The sequence below is a fragment of the Tenacibaculum skagerrakense genome (genome assembly GCF_004345825.1).
Classification (GTDB): domain Bacteria; phylum Bacteroidota; class Bacteroidia; order Flavobacteriales; family Flavobacteriaceae; genus Polaribacter; species Polaribacter skagerrakensis.
In genome coordinates this window covers 171,032-187,886 of the sequence record NZ_SLXM01000003.1, presented here as the reverse complement: position 1 = coordinate 187,886, position 16,855 = coordinate 171,032, and the positions used below count along the sequence as shown (strand labels likewise).

The window sequence follows — 16,855 nt, the reverse complement described above, 5'->3', positions numbered from 1 at the left end:
TTTTGTATTCTAAAAAGTGTGTATTAAACAGCTATCTCCGATTTACACCTACTTCGAAAAGCAAAAAAATAAAATTAAAAAATGAAAAACTCTCAAAAAACAATGGATAAACAACTTGTTTAAAGAGACTTAACTAGATTTTTAGTTAAAAAATTAAATTTGATTGATAGTTACTTTAAATATGGATTCGAACATTTTTTGAACAGTATCGGCTTCTTTTTTACGAACTGAAACAATATACTCGCAATCCAATTCTAACTTTTGGTCAATAATTTCGAGTTGATTCTTTTTGATTACCTGTTGTACCTTGTTCATCATATCGTAACCAAAAGTTACCTTATATTGAAAATTGATTGTTTTTTCTATAATTTCAGATGCCTCAAGAGCGAGTTTGGCAGATGTTCTATAAGCATTGATTAAACCACCCACGCCTAATTTTGTTCCTCCAAAATACCTAACCGATACAATTAACACGTTTGTAATATCAAAGGCTTGAATTTGACCATAAATTGGTTGTCCAGCAGAATTACTAGGCTCTCCATCATCATTTGCTCTAAAACGGATATCATCAGTACCTAATTGCCATGCATAACAATGATGACCTGCACTAGGATGCAGTTTCCTTAAATCTTCTAAACATTCTTTAATAGCTTCTTCAGAATTAACAGGAAAAGCGTATCCAAAAAACTTACTGTTTCTATCTTTAAACAATGTTTCTTCAGAAGGCTTTACGAGAGTCTTATACGTGTCTTTTTCCTCCATAAACTATACTACAGTAATTAAAATAATACTTACAATAGCAATTATAACACCTAGCCAGTTTTTATTTTCTAATTTTTCTTTAAATAAAAACAAACCAAAAAGAGTAGTTAATAAAACGATACTGACGTTATTAATCGTAAAAAGCACCGAACTTTCAATTCCTTTAATCTTCAAAGCTCGAATTAAAAATTCAATAGAAAAATAATTAGGAATCCCTAAGGCAATACCACCTACAAAACTTTTCATTTCTAGCTTAATGTTCTTTCTAACAACTTCTATCAAAAGAAATAATAATCCAAAAATAAATGCTATACCAAATATAGATGCTGAAAAAATGGATACATTTTCAGCCGAAACAAAATTTAACTCAGTGTATTTTAATAAGGTATCTATAGCACCTGAACCTAAAAATAAAATAATTGGGAGTACTAAAGAACTTGCTTCAAATTTTTTGGTTTTATTACTTTTTACCGAAGTTAAATACACCGCTAGTAATGCTAAAACAATTCCAATAACCTTTACAACACTTACCGATTCATTATATACAACTATCCCAAAAACAATAGGAATAACCACCGCCATTCTTCCAGAAACTGAAGCAACCGAAAGTCCGTTTCGCTGTGAAGTAGTGGCCATAACATTAAAAATTGTGATAAATAAGAAACCTAAAACCAAAGCTCCATAAAACCAATTTTGTTGAGGAATTACCGATAATGGCATTTTTACATCAGAATACCCATAACCAATAACAAAAGCCACAATGTAGTTCATTACAATAGCTTGAAAAGTATTGACTTTAAAAACATCAAATAATTTAAAAATGACATATAAACTACTTGAAATTAAAACACTTAAAATTAAATAAATCATACTAAAAACTCCTCTCTATTAAGCAAATCAACAACATTATCCTCTACTCTATTAATTGTCCAAGTTTTAATTCCTAATTTTTCTGCGGCATCTGTATTTTCTAGAGTATCGTCAATAAAAATTGTTTCTGAAGGAATTAAATTGTTTTTCTTTAAAACAAATTCATAAATATCAGTATTTGGCTTTCTCATTTGAATTTCATGAGACAAATAAAATTGCTCAAAACAATTTTTGAATTCGTTATACAAATCCATTCCCCAATCCTTCTGAATCCAAGAAATATGCAAGTCGTTTGTATTACTTAAAAGAAATAATCTATACTTATTAGAAGCAACTAATTCCTTTAAAAAATCTAATCTTTCCAAAGGAAAATCTAATAAAATTGCGTTCCAGGCCTTTACTAAATCTTCTTTTTCAATGGCAAATTCATTATGAAAATAATCTACAAAATCATTAGTAGAAATGAGCCCTTTTTCATAATCGTAATACACCTGAATCATTTTTTCAGAAATCTCTTCTACTCCTAGTCTATATAATTCTCTGTAAGTAGCTTCTTTATCTAAGTTAATGAATACATCACCAAAATCGAAAATGATATTTTTAATCATTTTATATATGTTCTTAATACGTTGTTTATTATTATTTCTTCTTTCTCAAGTCGAGCATTTAAAATAGGAGCTTTTACTCCTTCTACAAACTCATTGTTACCAATAAAAACTCTAGCTTCATCCCAAAGATTATCTTTAATGAAGGATTGTAAAGTTACTGCTCCACCTTCTACAATTACCGATTGAATCTTGTGTTTTGATAATACCTCTAAAATTTGCTTTGGCAACTCTTTTTTAAAATTTACTTTTTCAAAAATCAAATTTTCATGAATACTTTCTTTATCCAAACTTGTAATTACGATTGTTTTCACAGATTCATCAAAAACGGCTAGGTTAGCAGCTAATTTTAATGAACGATCGATAACTACACGAACTGGATTATTTCCTGTCCAACTTCTTACATTCAACTTTGGATTATCAGCTAAAACCGTATTTGTTCCTACTAAAATAGCATGCTCTTCAGCTCTCCACTTATGCACTAATTGCTTAGCATATTCATTTGAAATCCAAACTGGAGCTTGATTTTCTTTTTCTTTAGGAGCAATAAATCCATCAGCTGTTTCCGCCCATTTTAAGATAACATAAGGTCTATTTTTATTTTGAACAGTAAAAAAACGTTTATGATGTAATTTACATTCCTCTTCTAAAACCCCTACAACAACATTACATCCATTCTTTTTTAATTTCTCTATTCCTTTACCGGCTACTACACTGTGTGTGTCTATTGTTCCAATAACAACATTTGGAATTTGTTTTTCAATAATTAAATCGGAACATGGTGGTGTTTTTCCAAAATGAGAACAAGGTTCTAACGTTACGTAAATTGTAGCTTCTTTTAAAAGTTCTTGATCTTTCACCGAGTGAATGGCATTTACTTCAGCATGTGAACCTCCGTAAGCACTTGTAAATCCTTCTCCAATAATTTTATCATTGTGAACAATCACAGCTCCCACAGAAGGATTTGGACGTGTAGTACCAATTCCTTTTTTTGCCAATTCTAAACATCGGCGCATGTATTTCTCGTTAACGTACAATAATTAGAGTTTAATTTTTACTTCTTGAGTTTTATCAATATCATAAGTATTAGAAAAACCTAAAACCTTATACTTTATAACTCCTTTAAATTGAACATCAACTTTTTTATTAAGTAAAGAGCTTAAAATACCTCCTAAAATTCCTCCTTTATTATTTTCAAAAACCTTATTAGCAGGAATAACTACATTTAAAGGAATTGAAAACTCTTTATTTGCTGGAACTTTAAATTCATCTGAAGAAACCTGAGCTACTTCTGCTCCGTTAATAATTACCTTGATTTCGTCTGTAGATAACTTACCTCCTATGTCATTTTCATTTTTAAAAAAGGCATTTGCTTGTAGTCGAATAGTATCACTTCTTAACGATAAAAACTGAATTTCATCAACCTTAATGAAGATTGGCTTTTTCTTTACTGAACAATTCAACAAAAAAACAGAGATAACAAGTAGATATAGTATGTTCTTCATTTGTTTTCTATACTTTTGAAAAGCCAAAAATACCATTTTTACATTGATTATATGAAGCTAATAGACTTCAGAGCTTTTTTTAACAAAGAACTCACTGATTTATACCCGAAAACTGAGATTGACGCTTTTTTCTTTAGAACTATAGAATCTGTACTAAATTTAAAAGTTATGGACATGTTTACAAAAGCTGATTTTGTAATTAATGAAGAAAAGCTGGCTATTTTGCAACCAATAATTAATCGTTTACAAAAAGAAGAACCTATACAATACATACTAGGAGAAACGGAGTTTTATGGGTATCCTTTTAAAGTTAATTCAAATGTGTTAATTCCTAGACCTGAAACCGAAGAATTAGTAAGTTGGGTAAAAGAAGTTTTTCAATCTGAGAATAAAAAACTTTCTGTTTTAGATATAGGAGCTGGTTCTGGATGTATTGCTATTACTCTAAAAAAAGAACTTGAAGCTTCCAGTGTTACAGCTTTTGATATTTCTGAAAAAGCATTAGTAACTGCTAAAGAAAATGCTCGATTAAACAATGCTGAAGTTAACTTTGTGCTTCATGATATTTTATCAGACAAACCAATTGAAGAAACATTTGATTTAATAGTTTCTAACCCTCCTTATGTGCGTGAGCTGGAAAAAGTTGAAATAAAAAATAATGTTTTAAATAATGAACCACATTTAGCGTTATTTGTTGAAGATGATAATCCGTTACTGTTTTACAAACACATTGCCGACTTTGCAAAAACGAATTTAAATCGAGATGGTATTCTTTTTTTGGAAATCAATCAATATTTAGGAGAAGAAACAAAGCAAATGTTATTGCAAAAAGGATTTAAAGATGTAGTTTTAAGGAGCGATTTATTTGGAAATCACAGAATGATAAAAGCTAATTTTTAAAAATATACGTATTTATGGAAGGTAATTTTCAGGAAGAATTAGAAAAATTAAAAAAAGAAAATGAAGCTTTACGCAACGAAATGAACAAAGCTTCAGACAAGAAAAAACGTAAGCAAGAACGCACTAAAAAGACATTAACTTGGACCTGGAGTATGTTTGCTGGCGCTTCTTTAAAAAATAGTTTTAATCAATGGTTTACAGAATTTCATACACAAGAAAGGGTTTCTCCAAATACTTCAGCAAGTTTACTGACTTCATTGGTAAAACGATTTGTTAGAGTACGATTATTAAGCGTTATTCTATTACTGTTTTCAATTTTTCCTTCACTAGTTTCATTATATATTTTAATTAAGCAAAACGAATTAATTAAAACACAAAACTTATTAGTAGAAGGTTCAAGAAGATCTTCTTATAGCTATCAGTTGGCTAACCTTTTTAATTTAATCGATAACAAAGGTTTTAAAGGATCTAAAGAGAGAATTGTAAGTCTGTGCAGCGTCTTAAAGCCTTACAGCTACTTAGATTCAAATGGACAGACTACAGTTTTTTACAGCCCTGAAAGAACTCAATTGTTATTATATTTATTAGAATCAAATATGAAAAATGAGGAATTAGAGGGAATTTTTGATAATGCTGACTTTTCTTATTGCGATTTGAGGAATGTAGATTTTTCCGATAAGCATTTGGTAGGAATTAATCTATCTCATTCAAATTTAGAAAATTGTGAGTTTAATTTAGCTAGACTTAATTATGCTGATTTGTCATACACAAATTTAAAAAACATTCAATTTTCAAATGGTTTTGCCAACAATACCTCTTTCAATAATGCAAATTTGGAAAATGCTAGAATTACAAAAACTAAGTTATCTGGTGCCGATTTTACTGATGCTGATACTGATGGTACAAACTTCAGCCTTTCTGATATAAGTAAAACAAAAGGTTTACAATAAAAAAAGCGACTGATTTCAGTCGCTTTTTTGTTCAATTTAGCTATTCAATTAGAAGCTGTACATAAAACCAATATTAATTCCAAATGACGAATAAGGAGCATCTGGCTTTACAGTTCCTTCAGTTCCCCAAGTAAATTCATCTCGAATTAAATACGATAAAGACGTTAAACTTGATTTTGTTGTTTCTGGTAAGGCTGAAGCTGGAGATGTTAATACAATTATTGTATTTGCTAATTCATCTCGTGTTACAACTCTTCCATCAGCTCTTACAGCAGAAAAATTACCTAAATCAGAAGTTTCTCTGGTAACATCTATGTTCATATATTCTACTTCTGTAAATAATGTTATGTTTTCAGTAATAGGAAATTTGTACCCAATAGCTCCAACAAATCCGATTGGAAGTTCTCCTCTAAAATTTGTAGTAAAATCTATACTTGTTGACGCAGGAGCAGCGATTACATTTCCAGATAGATTATATAAAGGAAGCGTCGTATTTACAGTTCCAACAGCTTCCGTTTTCCCTCCTATTTTAGTTAACAATCCAGCTCTTACATAAATATTATCTGTAAAATTATAAATCCCAACCAACGAAGCACCATAAGCTCTTCCTCTACCGATTACATGAGATTCTGGAAGTGTAGGTATTCCTGATGTTTTAGCAATATCTTGGTCAAAACCGTATACATAACCTAAACCAACTTCTACTCCTATTTTCTTATTGAAAAAATATCCTCCACGAATTTGAGTGTGTAATCCTTCTCCATAACTACCTTCTAATTCTGAAATTCCATTAATAGAAGCTTCTGAACCTAATACTTTTTCATTAACACCTACTGCATATCCTCCTGTAGCAGAAACATAAAATTGTGCTTGTAGTGTTATACTAGCAAATAATGTAATTACTGCTAAAAATGTTTTTTTCATATCTAATGTTTGTTTGTAATGAGCGCGCGAAAATCCTAAAAATTATGAGTACTTTTGAGGTTAAAACATAATTATTTTTCCTTTTTTTGAATTCAAAAATTTTAAATACTGAGGTACAGAATTTTATAAATGCTAACTTACATGAAGAGATATCTAAAATCATCTTTAGAGGAAGTCCTTTTGACGGAATAACCGTTCAAGAACTAGCAAATCAAATTCTAGCAAAGAAAAAAAGTGAGAAAAAACTTCCTACTTGGTTTCAAACCAAAAACATCTATTATCCTGAGAAAATTTCAATTGAACAGACTTCTTCTGAAGTAACTGCAAATTATAAATCTAAACTAGTAAATGGTAATTCAATAGTTGATTTGAGTGGTGGATTTGGTATTGATTCTTTTTACTTTTCTAAAAAGTTTAATGAGGTGGTTCATTGTGAAATAAATAATCAGTTATCAGAAATTGTAACACATAATTATAAACAACTCGGCATCAATACTATTCAGACATTAGCCGTTGATGGCATTTCTCATATTAAAAATAATGAGACTTTTTATGATTGGATATATGTAGATCCATCTAGAAGAGATGATATAAAAGGAAAGGTTTTTTTATTACAAGATTGTGCGCCAAACGTGCCGGAGGAATTGGATGGGTTATTTTCAAAGTCTGAGAATATACTTATTAAAGTTTCACCTATTTTAGACATCACTTCTACCCTACGTGAATTAAAAAATACAAAAGAGGTTCATATTGTAGCCTTAAATAATGAAGTTAAAGAACTTTTATTTGTTTTACAAAAAGGGTTTAATCAACCAATAATGATTAAAACGGTTAATCTTTTAAAAGAAAATAGCCAACATTTTGAGTTTACTCTTGAAGACAACACCTATTCTGAAAGTATTTTTTCTTTACCCGAAAAATATTTGTACGAACCTAATTCAGCTATTTTAAAATCAGGAGGTTTTACTATAATTACAGAACAATTCAATGTAAAAAAACTACATCAACATTCACATTTATACACATCAAATGAATTGATTGATTTTCCTGGAAGAAAATTCTTAATAAATTCGATTGTACCCTACAATAAGAAAGAAATCAAAAAAATAATTCCAAATAAGAAAGCTAATATTACTGTTAGAAATTTTCCGAAAACCGTAGAACAAATAAGGAAAGAAACAAAAATTACTGACGGTGGAGATATTTACTTATTCTTTACTACATTAAAAAACAACAGTAAAGTTATGATAGTCAGTAATAAAATTAATTAGATTTTGTTATAATTTATTATATTTGACTCGGTTACAATTTTTATAAAGGGTAACTACTATAAGTGTTTTAAGGGGGAAACACGAGGAAGCCTTGAAATTTATCAAGGCTTCTGTCCCCTTTTAATTTCAATTAAGTCCCTATTCCGAAAAGATTTGTATTTTAGCTTTACTGAATTTTTAAACTAGCCTATATATATGCCTTTTTTAAACGATCAAGAATACGAAGATTTACAAGAACAATTAAAAAATCTCAATTCAAAAAACGAAGAGTTAGAAACCGAATTATCTGAAAAAGAGGAAGAATTAGGTGACGTAAAGAGTACTGCAAGAAACAGAAATATTTTACTAAGTTTTTTATCTGGAGTATCTATTGCTGCAGCAGTCTATTTCTTTCAAAATCAATCTGGTTCAACTGTAAATATAGATGAAATTAAACAAGCGGAAGCTACTAGGGTCTTAGACAGTATTAGTAATTTAACTGCTAATACCGATGATGATTTAGATGATTCTGATGATGACAACGATAATACTGGTAGTACTGGTTTAGAAAGTGGAATCAATAAGATTAAAAATAACATTAAAAATGAAGTAGTATACTCTGTTCAGGTTGGAGCATTTACTAACAAAAAATATCCTTTATTATCTAAAACCATAGCTGGGACGCTTTCTAACGAAGAATATTTAAGATATTCAATTGGTTTATTTTCAACACTTAAAGAAGCTCAAGATTTTAGACGTCAATTATTAAAAATTGGCTTTGATGATGCTTTTGTTGCTTCTTATGTTAATGGTAAAAGAAAAGAAATTCACAAACCTAATTAATACTTAATTTATAGTATAATGGTAAACTACATATCTAGAACGCTATTGTTAGCTTTAACACTTAGCGTTCATTTTTTTTATGCTCAAAACGAGCTTCCAAAAAAAAGTACTCAAATTGGATTTGCACAATTAGACTTTTTGTCAATTAAAATGCCTGATATCAATGAAGCTAACATGGATTTTACGGGTATTCATTACAATGTCATGTTAAACGACTGGAGTTATGCCGGACTTGGTTTTTATGGTGCTGTTGGTGGTGAGCGAGGTGGTTTTTTCACTCTTGGTTTAAATCTAGGAGTAAAAAGAGAAATTTACAAGAAACTTTTTATAGATGCAGGATTACATTTTGGAGGAGGTGGTGGTGCCGCAGCTCCTGATGGCGGAGGAGCTTTTATTCTTCCTCATGCTATCTTAGGATATGATTTTAATTATTTTTCGCTTTCAACAGGATGGAGTTATATCAACTTTTTTGATGGAGGTACTATTAATAGTAATCAATTCTATGCATCACTACAAATCCCTCTTTCATTTGATTACACTGATTTCAAAAAAAGAGAGAACGAACTTTCTGTTGATGACTTAAAAAGTTGTGATTGGAATAAGAAAAGTCATCGAGTTAGTGCTATGGTTCATCTTAATAATTTATCTGTAAAAGGAGATTCTCAATTTACAGATGGAACTTCAATTAATGGGAGAACCATTCGTTTAGCTGGTTTTGAGTTTTCTTCTTTTGTAAATGATGATTGGTTTTATTTTATTAAAGCTGATGGTGCTTACAGAGGTATTCCTGCTGGATATATGGATATATTCGTCGGAGGTGGTTACCACTTATCTATGAATAAAAACAGAACTAATATCCAAGCTAAATTTGGTATTGGTGCTGGAGGTGGCGGCGGAGTTGATACTAAGGGAGGCTTTTTAATATATCCTGATTTATCTATCGAACAGAAAATTGTTGACAATATGTATTTATCTATCAACAAAGGTTATTTAATGAGTCCAGACAGCCATTTCTTATCTTCTACATTAGGATTTGGTTTGAAGTATTATGTTGAAAAAGATGGAATTAATCCAGAAAAATTTGAAGCTGATACATCAATTTTAAAAGGAATCCAAACCATTTTAAAGCAAGATTGGTATGTAAATGCAAGTAGAAATGGTGGTTTTGAGCAAGACATGCATCAAATATCATTACAGATTAATGTTTTCTTGAGTAAATATATTTACGGTGCTGGACAAACATCCTTTGCTAATTTTGGAGATGCAGGTGCATATGCAGAAGGGATTGTTGGATTGGGTCTTCAATCCAATTCTTTCTTAAATGATAAAGTAAGTGTTTTTGCACAACTATTAGGAGGAGCCGCTGGTGGTGGTGGAATAGCAACAGGAGAAGGTTTAATTGTAAAACCAAGTTGCGGACTTAATATTAAACTTACGAACACATTAGACTTGAGAGGTGGAATTGGATATGTTAAGGCAAGAGGTGGTGCTCTGAGTAGTGTATTTGGTAATTTTGGTTTAACTTATAACCTTTCTTTCTTAACTGTAAAATAGTTACTAATTAAATTATATTTGTAGCCTATTGTTGACTTTGATTTATGCAGAAAAATATAAACATACAAAATAAAAAAGCGCGCTTTGAATATGAGATTTTAGATAAATATGTAGCTGGAATTCAACTTACAGGTACAGAAATAAAATCTATTAGACAAAGTAAAGCTAGAATTACCGAGAGTTTTTGTGAATTTAATGAAAGAGGCGAACTTTTTGTTATCAATATGTATATAGAAGAATATGCTTTTGGTAATCATTATAATCACAATCCTAAAAGCGAAAGAAGACTATTACTTAACAAACAAGAGTTAAAAAAACTAGCTCGTGAAGTTGAAGTAAAAGGAAATACCATAGTTCCTCTTCGTTTATTTATCAATGAAAATGGTTGGGCTAAGTTAGAAGTTGCCTTGGCTAAAGGAAAGAAGACACATGACAAGCGTCAAACCATGAAGGAAAGAGATACAAAAAGAGATTTAGCTCGTATCAAAAAAAGTTTCTAAAATGCTAAAAGAAAAATTAGCAAATTATACCATAATTCTTGCATCAGGTTCTCCAAGACGTCAACAGTTTTTTAAAGATCTTGGTTTAGATTTTGAAATACGGTTAAAAAGCATAGATGAAGTTTATCCTAATCATTTAAAAGGAGTTGAAATAACCGATTATTTAGCCAATTTAAAATCAATTCCTTTTGATGACGAGCTTAGTGCAAATGATTTATTAATAACTTCGGATACAATTGTTTGGCTAAACAATAAAGCCTTGGGAAAACCAAAAAATTATGAAGAGGCTTTTTCAATTTTAAGAAATTTGTCAGGAAAAACTCATGAAGTAATTACTTCTGTTAGCATTAAGAATCCTAATTTTCAGAAAATAATCAACGATACAACAACCGTTTATTTTAGGGATTTAACTGATGAAGAGATTGATTATTACATAACTACGTATAAGCCTTATGATAAAGCGGGAGCTTATGGTATTCAAGAATGGATTGGTAAAATTGGTATCGATAAAATAGAAGGAAGTTACTTTAATGTTATGGGATTACCTGTTCATAAATTATATAAAGAATTGATGAATTTATAATCTTCTTGTTCATTAAAAGTTTATTTTTGACCAGAATTTACAACACAACAATGAAAAAATACACATACACAGAAAAAAAAGATACGCGATCTGGTTTTGGAGATGGTTTAACTGAATTAGGAAAAAAGAATCCTAATGTTGTTGCATTATGCGCTGATTTAACAGGTTCATTAAAAATGAATGAATTTGAAAAAAATCACCCAGAACGTTTTTTTCAAGTAGGAATTGCTGAAGCGAACATGATGGGAATTGCTGCTGGTTTAACTATTGGAGGTAAAATTCCTTTTACTGGAACTTTTGCAAACTTTTCTACAGGACGTGTTTATGATCAGATTCGTCAATCTATCGCATATTCTCATAAAAATGTAAAAATTTGTGCTTCTCACGCTGGTTTAACTTTAGGAGAAGACGGTGCTACTCACCAAATTTTAGAAGATATTGGTTTGATGAAAATGTTACCAGGAATGACTGTAATCAATACATGTGACTATAATCAAACTAAAGCGGCTACCATTGCTATTGCAGAACATAATGGTCCTGTTTACTTACGTTTTGGTAGACCTTCTGTTCCTGTATTTATGCCAGAAGATCAAAAATTTGAAATTGGTAAGGCTATAAAATTAACAGAAGGTACAGATGTTACTATTGTAGCAACAGGTCATTTAGTATGGGAATCGTTACTTGCTGCTGAAAAGTTAGAAGCTGAAGGAATTTCTGCAGAGGTAATAAATATTCATACAATTAAGCCATTAGATGAAGAAGCTATTTTAGCTTCTGTTGCAAAAACAAAATGTATTGTTACAGCTGAAGAGCATAACAAATTTGGTGGTCTTGGAGAAAGTGTAGCACGTTGTTTAACTCAAAACGCTCCTACTCCACAAGAATTTGTAGCTGTAAATGATACTTTTGGAGAGTCTGCTACTCCGGCTGAATTAATGAAAAAGTATAAAATAAACGACGAAGCTGTAGTTGAAGCTGTAAAGAAAGTTTTGAAAAGGAAATAATAATTCTTTAAAAACGTTTAATACAAACACTCAAATTATAAGATTATGAAAAAACTAATTTTAGTATTATGCTTATTTGTTGCTTCTTCTCAATTTGCTGATGCACAAATTCATTTTGGTATCAAAGGAGGAATTAACTACAATTCTGACTCGTTTATTGATTCAGCTAATAACATTATTGAAGGAAATGCTGAAGGAAAAGCTGGTTATCATGCCGGTATTTGGTTACGTTTTAAATTACCCATGGTTGGTTGGTATATTAGACCAGAGTTAGTATATACTTCATTAAAGAGTGAAGTAAATTACATAACAAACGGTACTACTCAAAAAGTCGGTTATGATTTTCAAAAATTAGATATTCCTGTATTATTAGGAAAGAAATTTTTAAAAATTGCTTATGTTCATATTGGACCTTCTTTTCAATATTTACTTGATGGTGATTTAGATTTTGATGCTGTTACTGAACTTAAAGCTGATGGTTTTACAGTTGGTTTACAATTAGGAGGTGGAATTGAACTTGGTAAGTTTGGTATAGATGCTCGCTGGGAAAGAGCTTTCTCTGATGTAGAGTCTAATTTTATATCTAGCGCAACTGGAGCACAAAGATTCGACACTAGAGTAAATCAAATTATATTTGGTTTATCATATAGATTTTAAAATACAATTTATTTATAAAAATAGAGCGTGTGTTTGAATAAACACACGCTCTATTTTTATAAGGCATAATTAAAAGAACATAATTAATATTATATAATATTCTTGAATTATTGATTAGTTAACTTCACAATAAGTCATAAAAAAAGCAACAAATTATAAATTTGTTGCTTTAATATTTTATCTAAACTAAATCTTATTCGTTTGAAACTCTAATATTAATATTTAAATAATCTGGTAATGTAGGATTTTCTGGGTCACTAAAATCATTCCTTGGATCACCATCCTTGTTTGCATCTTCGTTAATGGTTAAAACACCATCACCATCATCGTCACGATCTAAAAAATTAACAATACCATTTTCATCAGTATCATCATTCCAAGGTATACCGTCTCCGTCTAAATCCTCTAATATTCCAGGAATACCATCACCATCTATATCAGTGTCTACAACAATATCTAAAAGTTCAATAGTAAACATTAAGTTCTCATTAGCTTGTATACTACCACTACCTATATTTCTATAAGCCAAACCTGAAGGAATAAATAATAAAACTTTTCCTGTTCCACTAAAAGTAAGAGGTTCATTAGGTAACGTTACGTTTTCACCTCCTTTAACATTTGGAACCCCGTATGACCAACCTCTAATTACACCTGATCCTAATACAAACCAAAGGTTATTATTACTATCAAAATCATTTTCGCTTAGGTTTTCTCCATTAAGAATTCTCTTACCAGAATAGTTAACTAAAACAGAATCTACTACAGTTGGAAAACCTTTCGTAGAAGTTCCTTGTTGAGTAACATATGAGTACAATGTATAGTTGATATCATCACCATTAATTGTCTCGGTTACACTTTGAGAGTTTAGTTTTGGATCATCAAAAAGAGCTGTTTCACCATCAACTAAAGGTTTTACAATACTTTCAGTTACATCATAATAGTGGTTTTTAAAAAACTTCACTAAGGTGTCATTGTCTTTCACAGCTTGAGCAGTGTGATCAAAATTGTCTACTGCTACTCCATCACTTCCACATGCGTAGGTTATAAGTGAAATTATTCCTACTAAAAAAAGATGTTTAAATTTTATCATTAATCGTAATTTTGACGCGCAATTTACCATTTTTATACCTTTGTAAAAAGCAAACGCAAAAAAATTAACTTTTTGTATGAGAATAGATAAATATTTATGGTGCATTCGTCTTTTTAAGACTCGAAATATAGCTACAACCGCTTGTAAAAAAGGGCAAGTAAAGATTGAAGATAACAACCTTAAACCTTCAAGAGAAGTCTTTGGAGGAGAGATAATTACAATACGTAAAAACCAAATAAATTACAAAATAAAAGTACTAGACATACCAGAAAATCGTGTTGGTGCGAAGTTGGTAGATTTATACAGAAAAGATTTAACTCCTAAAGAAGAGTTTGAAAAAACTGATTTATTAAAATTTGCTAAAGACTATTATCGTAAAAAAGGAACCGGACGACCAACAAAAAAAGACCGAAGAGATATAGAAGATTATTATGAAACTAATGAAGAAGATGATTAAATTTGTCGTATGATAGAAACTAACAACATTATATTAAATAATACCGAAATCTCTCAAAAGATTAGAAGAATTGCTTATCAAATTTATGAGGTAAATTATAAAGAGCCAGAAATTGTTATAGCAGGTATCGCTGATAACGGTTATTTTCTTGCAGAAAAAATTGTTTCTGTACTAAAAGAAATTTCAGATCTCAAAGTTATACTATGCAAAGTTACTATCAACAAGAAAAAACCTTTAACTCCTATTACTACAGATATAGAAAAAGAAATTTACAAAAATAAGTCTGTAATATTAGTAGATGATGTACTACATTCTGGAACTACTTTGATATATGCTATTAAACATTTTTTAGACGTTCCTTTGAAAAAATTTAAAACAGCTGTTTTAGTTAATCGAAATCACAAAAAATACCCTGTTAAAGCTGATTTTAAAGGCATTTCTCTTTCTACATCTATTAAAGAACATGTAGTAGTTGAATTTAAAGAAGATGAAATTATTGCTTATTTACAATAAGTGATTTTTTAATTTCATCAACTACTTCTTCTGCTTTGTAGTTATCTGAATAGATTTTAAGTGTTGCCTTTTCATAGAAATAACTTCTTTCAAAAAGATGCTTCGCTATAAATTCATGAAGTTCCTCTAGTGCAATTTTGGCTACTAACGGTCTTTGTTCTTTTTCAATTAATAACCTATTGTATATAGTATTAATAGATACTTTAATATATATGGATATAGTATTTTCAAATGTGCTTATTAAATCCATATTATTAGCATAGCAAGGAGTTCCTCCTCCTAAAGACAAAATGAAAGACTCAGTGTTCTTGAAAATTTCTTTGATTGCTTCATGTTCTTGCAATCTGAAAAAAATCTCACCTTCCTCTTTAAATATAGTACTTATTGTTTTTTCAAATTTTGCTTCAATGTAATTATCTAAGTCTATAAATGGTAATTTCAGTTCTTTTGCTAAAATTTTACCAATTGTTGACTTTCCACTGGCCATATATCCTAATAAAACTATCCTCATATTCAGAAATAAAGCAAATATCTGTAAAAAAATATTAAAAAAGATTTTTTCATTTAAATAGTCCATGTATATTTGCACTCGCTTTGAAAAAAGTTTAAGACCGGGTAGCTCAGTTGGTAGAGCATCTCCCTTTTAAGGAGAGGGTCCTGGGTTCGAGCCCCAGCCCGGTCACCAAAAAGTTAAGCAATCGCTTAACTTTTTTAGTTTAAGCGCATATGGCGGAATTGGTAGACGCGCTGCCTTGAGGGGGCAGTATTCTTTATGAATGTGGAAGTTCGAATCTTCTTATGCGCACGAAATCCCAAAAAAACAACAAACCATTAATAGTCAATCTATTAATGGTTTTTTAATTTTTAAAAATTATTTTTTCTTAAAGTAATCCTTAAAAACCTTGTTTATTCACAAGTTTATTTTGTACTTTTAGTGTAACAATTATCCTCCTTCCCTCGAGATCTCAACAGGAGATCAATAAGGCCTTTCATTTCTGAAAGGTCTTATGTTTTTATGGAATATTTTTTGAAATTACTTTTGCATATTATTAACTATAATCATAGTAAATATCCGTATTATTGCATATGCTTAAACGTATTTTTATAATCTCATTTATCTTTTGTTCCGTAACTATTTTAGCTCAAAATACATTAAAAGGACAAATTATCAACTCTACAAATAAGAAAGCATTGAGTGCGGCTCATATTCTTAATCTTAATTCTGTAGAGGGAACCATAACTAATGAAAATGGTCTTTTTGAATTAACTGCTAAAACAAATGATACGGTATTAGTTTCCTATTTAGGATTTGAATCTATTAAATTAAAAGTTACTAACGACTTATTAAAAGGTAATGAATTAGTTATTGCTTTAAATGAAAAACCTGAAGAAGTAAGAGAAGTTATTATCAATTCTACTAAACTTATTGGAATTTTAGAAGTTGATGTAAAACAAGTTCCGAAAGATCGATTTACAAGAATTCATCTAAATGGTTTACCTCAAACCTATGAAGTTGGTCGACCACAAAAAATCTCCTCTCCTATTGCAAAAATTCTAAATCCTGTTGATATGGTTTATGGACTCTTTGGTAAGAAACCTAAACAACTAAAAAAGTTGCAAAAACTTAAAAAAGAGGATGATTTACGAAAAATGCTAGCGGGTAAGTTTGATCGTGAAGTAATGATGGAGTACCTAGAAATGGATAAGCAACAATTGGCTAAATTACTTGGTGATTGTAATTACTCTGAATACTTCATAAAAAAAGCAAGTGACCTACAAATGATTGAGGCTGTTTTAAACTGCTATGAAAAGTATAAAGCTATTAAAAAAGGAAAAATTGACAGGGACAGGATTCCTGATAAAAATTAAGTCTAACAAGACATAACTC

20 protein-coding genes and 2 tRNA genes are annotated in these 16,855 nt (G+C 30.1%); 14 read left to right on the top strand and 8 right to left on the bottom strand.

Annotated elements, in window-relative coordinates; all coding sequences use genetic code 11:
• Positions 1-153: 153 nt before the first annotated feature.
• From EV195_RS06960 to EV195_RS06940, 5 genes are read right to left on the bottom strand one after another with little or no spacing between them, the layout of a single operon-like run.
• Positions 154-762, bottom strand: a complete 609-nt coding sequence (locus EV195_RS06960) for an IMPACT family protein (RefSeq protein WP_132794210.1) — start codon at positions 760-762, stop codon at positions 154-156.
• A 3-nt stretch (positions 763-765) separates the two neighbouring features.
• Positions 766-1,632: an EamA family transporter gene (locus tag EV195_RS06955; protein WP_132794209.1), complete on the bottom strand. Its 867-nt coding sequence runs from the start codon at positions 1,630-1,632 to the stop codon at positions 766-768.
• Positions 1,629-2,240 (bottom strand): HAD family hydrolase, encoded by a 612-nt coding sequence (locus tag EV195_RS06950; protein WP_132794208.1) that lies wholly within the window; start codon positions 2,238-2,240, stop codon positions 1,629-1,631. Before EV195_RS06950 ends, EV195_RS06955 begins: the two co-directional genes overlap by 4 nt.
• Entirely contained in the window at positions 2,237-3,274 is a 1,038-nt protein-coding gene (gene ribD, locus EV195_RS06945) for a bifunctional diaminohydroxyphosphoribosylaminopyrimidine deaminase/5-amino-6-(5-phosphoribosylamino)uracil reductase RibD (protein ID WP_132794207.1), read from the bottom strand. The genes EV195_RS06950 and ribD overlap by 4 nt, the downstream gene beginning before the upstream one ends.
• Positions 3,275-3,277: 3 nt before the next feature.
• A complete protein-coding gene (locus tag EV195_RS06940; protein WP_132794206.1) occupies positions 3,278-3,742 on the bottom strand; it encodes an LEA type 2 family protein in 465 nt (154 codons plus the stop codon).
• 51 nt (positions 3,743-3,793) lie between these two features.
• Between EV195_RS06940 and prmC the strand changes: the two genes are divergently transcribed.
• Both prmC and EV195_RS06930 read left to right on the top strand, forming a co-directional pair.
• Entirely contained in the window at positions 3,794-4,642 is an 849-nt protein-coding gene (gene prmC / locus EV195_RS06935) for a peptide chain release factor N(5)-glutamine methyltransferase (protein WP_132794205.1), read from the top strand.
• A 14-nt stretch (positions 4,643-4,656) separates the two neighbouring features.
• Positions 4,657-5,592, top strand: coding sequence for a pentapeptide repeat-containing protein (locus tag EV195_RS06930; protein WP_132794204.1), 936 nt, complete (start codon positions 4,657-4,659; stop codon positions 5,590-5,592).
• Between the two features lie 48 nt (positions 5,593-5,640).
• Here EV195_RS06930 and EV195_RS06925 read toward each other — a convergent pair whose 3' ends face one another.
• Entirely contained in the window at positions 5,641-6,516 is an 876-nt protein-coding gene (locus tag EV195_RS06925; RefSeq protein WP_132794203.1) for an outer membrane beta-barrel protein, read from the bottom strand.
• Positions 6,517-6,602: 86 nt separating this feature from the next.
• Between EV195_RS06925 and EV195_RS06920 the strand changes: the two genes are divergently transcribed.
• The 7 genes from EV195_RS06920 (at position 6,603) to EV195_RS06890 (ending at position 12,907) form a co-directional block, all read left to right on the top strand.
• Positions 6,603-7,787 carry a THUMP-like domain-containing protein gene (locus EV195_RS06920; protein WP_132794202.1) on the top strand — a complete coding sequence of 395 codons (1,185 nt, stop codon included), beginning with the start codon at positions 6,603-6,605 and terminating at the stop codon, positions 7,785-7,787.
• Between the two features lie 195 nt (positions 7,788-7,982).
• Positions 7,983-8,609, top strand: a complete 627-nt coding sequence (locus EV195_RS06915; protein ID WP_132794201.1) for an SPOR domain-containing protein — start codon at positions 7,983-7,985, stop codon at positions 8,607-8,609.
• 18 nt (positions 8,610-8,627) lie between these two features.
• A complete protein-coding gene (locus EV195_RS06910; protein ID WP_132794200.1) occupies positions 8,628-10,163 on the top strand; it encodes a hypothetical protein in 1,536 nt (511 codons plus the stop codon).
• Between the two features lie 44 nt (positions 10,164-10,207).
• The gene (smpB, locus tag EV195_RS06905; protein ID WP_132794199.1) at positions 10,208-10,663 is read left to right on the top strand and encodes an SsrA-binding protein SmpB; all 456 of its coding nucleotides are present in this window, start codon (positions 10,208-10,210) and stop codon (positions 10,661-10,663) included.
• Position 10,664: 1 nt separating this feature from the next.
• Positions 10,665-11,246 (top strand): Maf-like protein, encoded by a 582-nt coding sequence (locus EV195_RS06900; RefSeq protein WP_132794198.1) that lies wholly within the window; start codon positions 10,665-10,667, stop codon positions 11,244-11,246.
• 50 nt (positions 11,247-11,296) lie between these two features.
• Complete coding sequence (locus tag EV195_RS06895; RefSeq protein ID WP_132794197.1) at positions 11,297-12,250, top strand: transketolase family protein; 954 nt, start codon at positions 11,297-11,299, stop codon at positions 12,248-12,250.
• A 45-nt stretch (positions 12,251-12,295) separates the two neighbouring features.
• Positions 12,296-12,907, top strand: coding sequence for a porin family protein (locus EV195_RS06890; RefSeq protein WP_132794196.1), 612 nt, complete (start codon positions 12,296-12,298; stop codon positions 12,905-12,907).
• A gap of 193 nt (positions 12,908-13,100) precedes the next feature.
• Here EV195_RS06890 and EV195_RS06885 read toward each other — a convergent pair whose 3' ends face one another.
• On the bottom strand, positions 13,101-13,997 hold the full coding sequence (locus tag EV195_RS06885) for an FKBP-type peptidyl-prolyl cis-trans isomerase (RefSeq protein WP_132794195.1): 897 nt from the start codon (positions 13,995-13,997) through the stop codon (positions 13,101-13,103).
• Between the two features lie 76 nt (positions 13,998-14,073).
• Between EV195_RS06885 and EV195_RS06880 the strand changes: the two genes are divergently transcribed.
• Together EV195_RS06880 and EV195_RS06875 are read left to right on the top strand one after the other, a co-directional pair.
• Complete coding sequence (locus EV195_RS06880) at positions 14,074-14,454, top strand: RNA-binding S4 domain-containing protein (RefSeq protein WP_132794194.1); 381 nt, start codon at positions 14,074-14,076, stop codon at positions 14,452-14,454.
• 9 nt (positions 14,455-14,463) lie between these two features.
• Positions 14,464-14,967, top strand: coding sequence for a phosphoribosyltransferase family protein (locus EV195_RS06875; protein ID WP_132794193.1), 504 nt, complete (start codon positions 14,464-14,466; stop codon positions 14,965-14,967).
• On the opposite strand, the gene EV195_RS06870 is transcribed toward EV195_RS06875, so the two are convergent.
• Positions 14,948-15,478, bottom strand: coding sequence for a shikimate kinase (locus tag EV195_RS06870; RefSeq protein WP_132794192.1), 531 nt, complete (start codon positions 15,476-15,478; stop codon positions 14,948-14,950). The two genes, EV195_RS06875 and EV195_RS06870, sit on opposite strands and share 20 nt — an antisense overlap.
• Positions 15,479-15,576: 98 nt before the next feature.
• On the opposite strand from EV195_RS06870, the gene EV195_RS06865 reads away from it, so the two are divergent.
• The 3 genes from EV195_RS06865 to EV195_RS06855 all read left to right on the top strand — a co-directional run bounded on the left by EV195_RS06865 (position 15,577) and on the right by EV195_RS06855 (position 16,836).
• A tRNA-Lys gene (locus EV195_RS06865) sits at positions 15,577-15,652 on the top strand.
• A 35-nt stretch (positions 15,653-15,687) separates the two neighbouring features.
• Positions 15,688-15,772: transfer RNA gene (locus EV195_RS06860), tRNA-Leu, on the top strand.
• Positions 15,773-16,053: 281 nt separating this feature from the next.
• Complete coding sequence (locus tag EV195_RS06855) at positions 16,054-16,836, top strand: carboxypeptidase-like regulatory domain-containing protein (RefSeq protein ID WP_132794191.1); 783 nt, start codon at positions 16,054-16,056, stop codon at positions 16,834-16,836.
• Positions 16,837-16,855 lie beyond the last annotated feature (19 nt).

Excerpts from the sequence above, each read along its gene's own strand:
- EV195_RS06960 (WP_132794210.1), bottom strand. The coding sequence starts at position 762 with ATGGAGGAAAAAGACACGTATAAGACTCTCGTAAAGCCTTCTGAAGAA.
- EV195_RS06955 (WP_132794209.1), bottom strand. The coding sequence starts at position 1,632 with ATGATTTATTTAATTTTAAGTGTTTTAATTTCAAGTAGTTTATATGTC.
- EV195_RS06950 (WP_132794208.1), bottom strand. The coding sequence starts at position 2,240 with ATGATTAAAAATATCATTTTCGATTTTGGTGATGTATTCATTAACTTA.
- EV195_RS06940 (WP_132794206.1), bottom strand. The coding sequence starts at position 3,742 with ATGAAGAACATACTATATCTACTTGTTATCTCTGTTTTTTTGTTGAAT.
- prmC (WP_132794205.1), top strand. The coding sequence starts at position 3,794 with ATGAAGCTAATAGACTTCAGAGCTTTTTTTAACAAAGAACTCACTGAT.
- EV195_RS06930 (WP_132794204.1), top strand. The coding sequence starts at position 4,657 with ATGGAAGGTAATTTTCAGGAAGAATTAGAAAAATTAAAAAAAGAAAAT.
- EV195_RS06925 (WP_132794203.1), bottom strand. The coding sequence starts at position 6,516 with ATGAAAAAAACATTTTTAGCAGTAATTACATTATTTGCTAGTATAACA.
- EV195_RS06915 (WP_132794201.1), top strand. The coding sequence starts at position 7,983 with ATGCCTTTTTTAAACGATCAAGAATACGAAGATTTACAAGAACAATTA.
- EV195_RS06910 (WP_132794200.1), top strand. The coding sequence starts at position 8,628 with ATGGTAAACTACATATCTAGAACGCTATTGTTAGCTTTAACACTTAGC.
- smpB (WP_132794199.1), top strand. The coding sequence starts at position 10,208 with ATGCAGAAAAATATAAACATACAAAATAAAAAAGCGCGCTTTGAATAT.
- EV195_RS06900 (WP_132794198.1), top strand. The coding sequence starts at position 10,665 with ATGCTAAAAGAAAAATTAGCAAATTATACCATAATTCTTGCATCAGGT.
- EV195_RS06895 (WP_132794197.1), top strand. The coding sequence starts at position 11,297 with ATGAAAAAATACACATACACAGAAAAAAAAGATACGCGATCTGGTTTT.
- EV195_RS06890 (WP_132794196.1), top strand. The coding sequence starts at position 12,296 with ATGAAAAAACTAATTTTAGTATTATGCTTATTTGTTGCTTCTTCTCAA.
- EV195_RS06885 (WP_132794195.1), bottom strand. The coding sequence starts at position 13,997 with ATGATAAAATTTAAACATCTTTTTTTAGTAGGAATAATTTCACTTATA.
- EV195_RS06880 (WP_132794194.1), top strand. The coding sequence starts at position 14,074 with ATGAGAATAGATAAATATTTATGGTGCATTCGTCTTTTTAAGACTCGA.
- EV195_RS06875 (WP_132794193.1), top strand. The coding sequence starts at position 14,464 with ATGATAGAAACTAACAACATTATATTAAATAATACCGAAATCTCTCAA.
- EV195_RS06870 (WP_132794192.1), bottom strand. The coding sequence starts at position 15,478 with ATGAGGATAGTTTTATTAGGATATATGGCCAGTGGAAAGTCAACAATT.
- EV195_RS06855 (WP_132794191.1), top strand. The coding sequence starts at position 16,054 with ATGCTTAAACGTATTTTTATAATCTCATTTATCTTTTGTTCCGTAACT.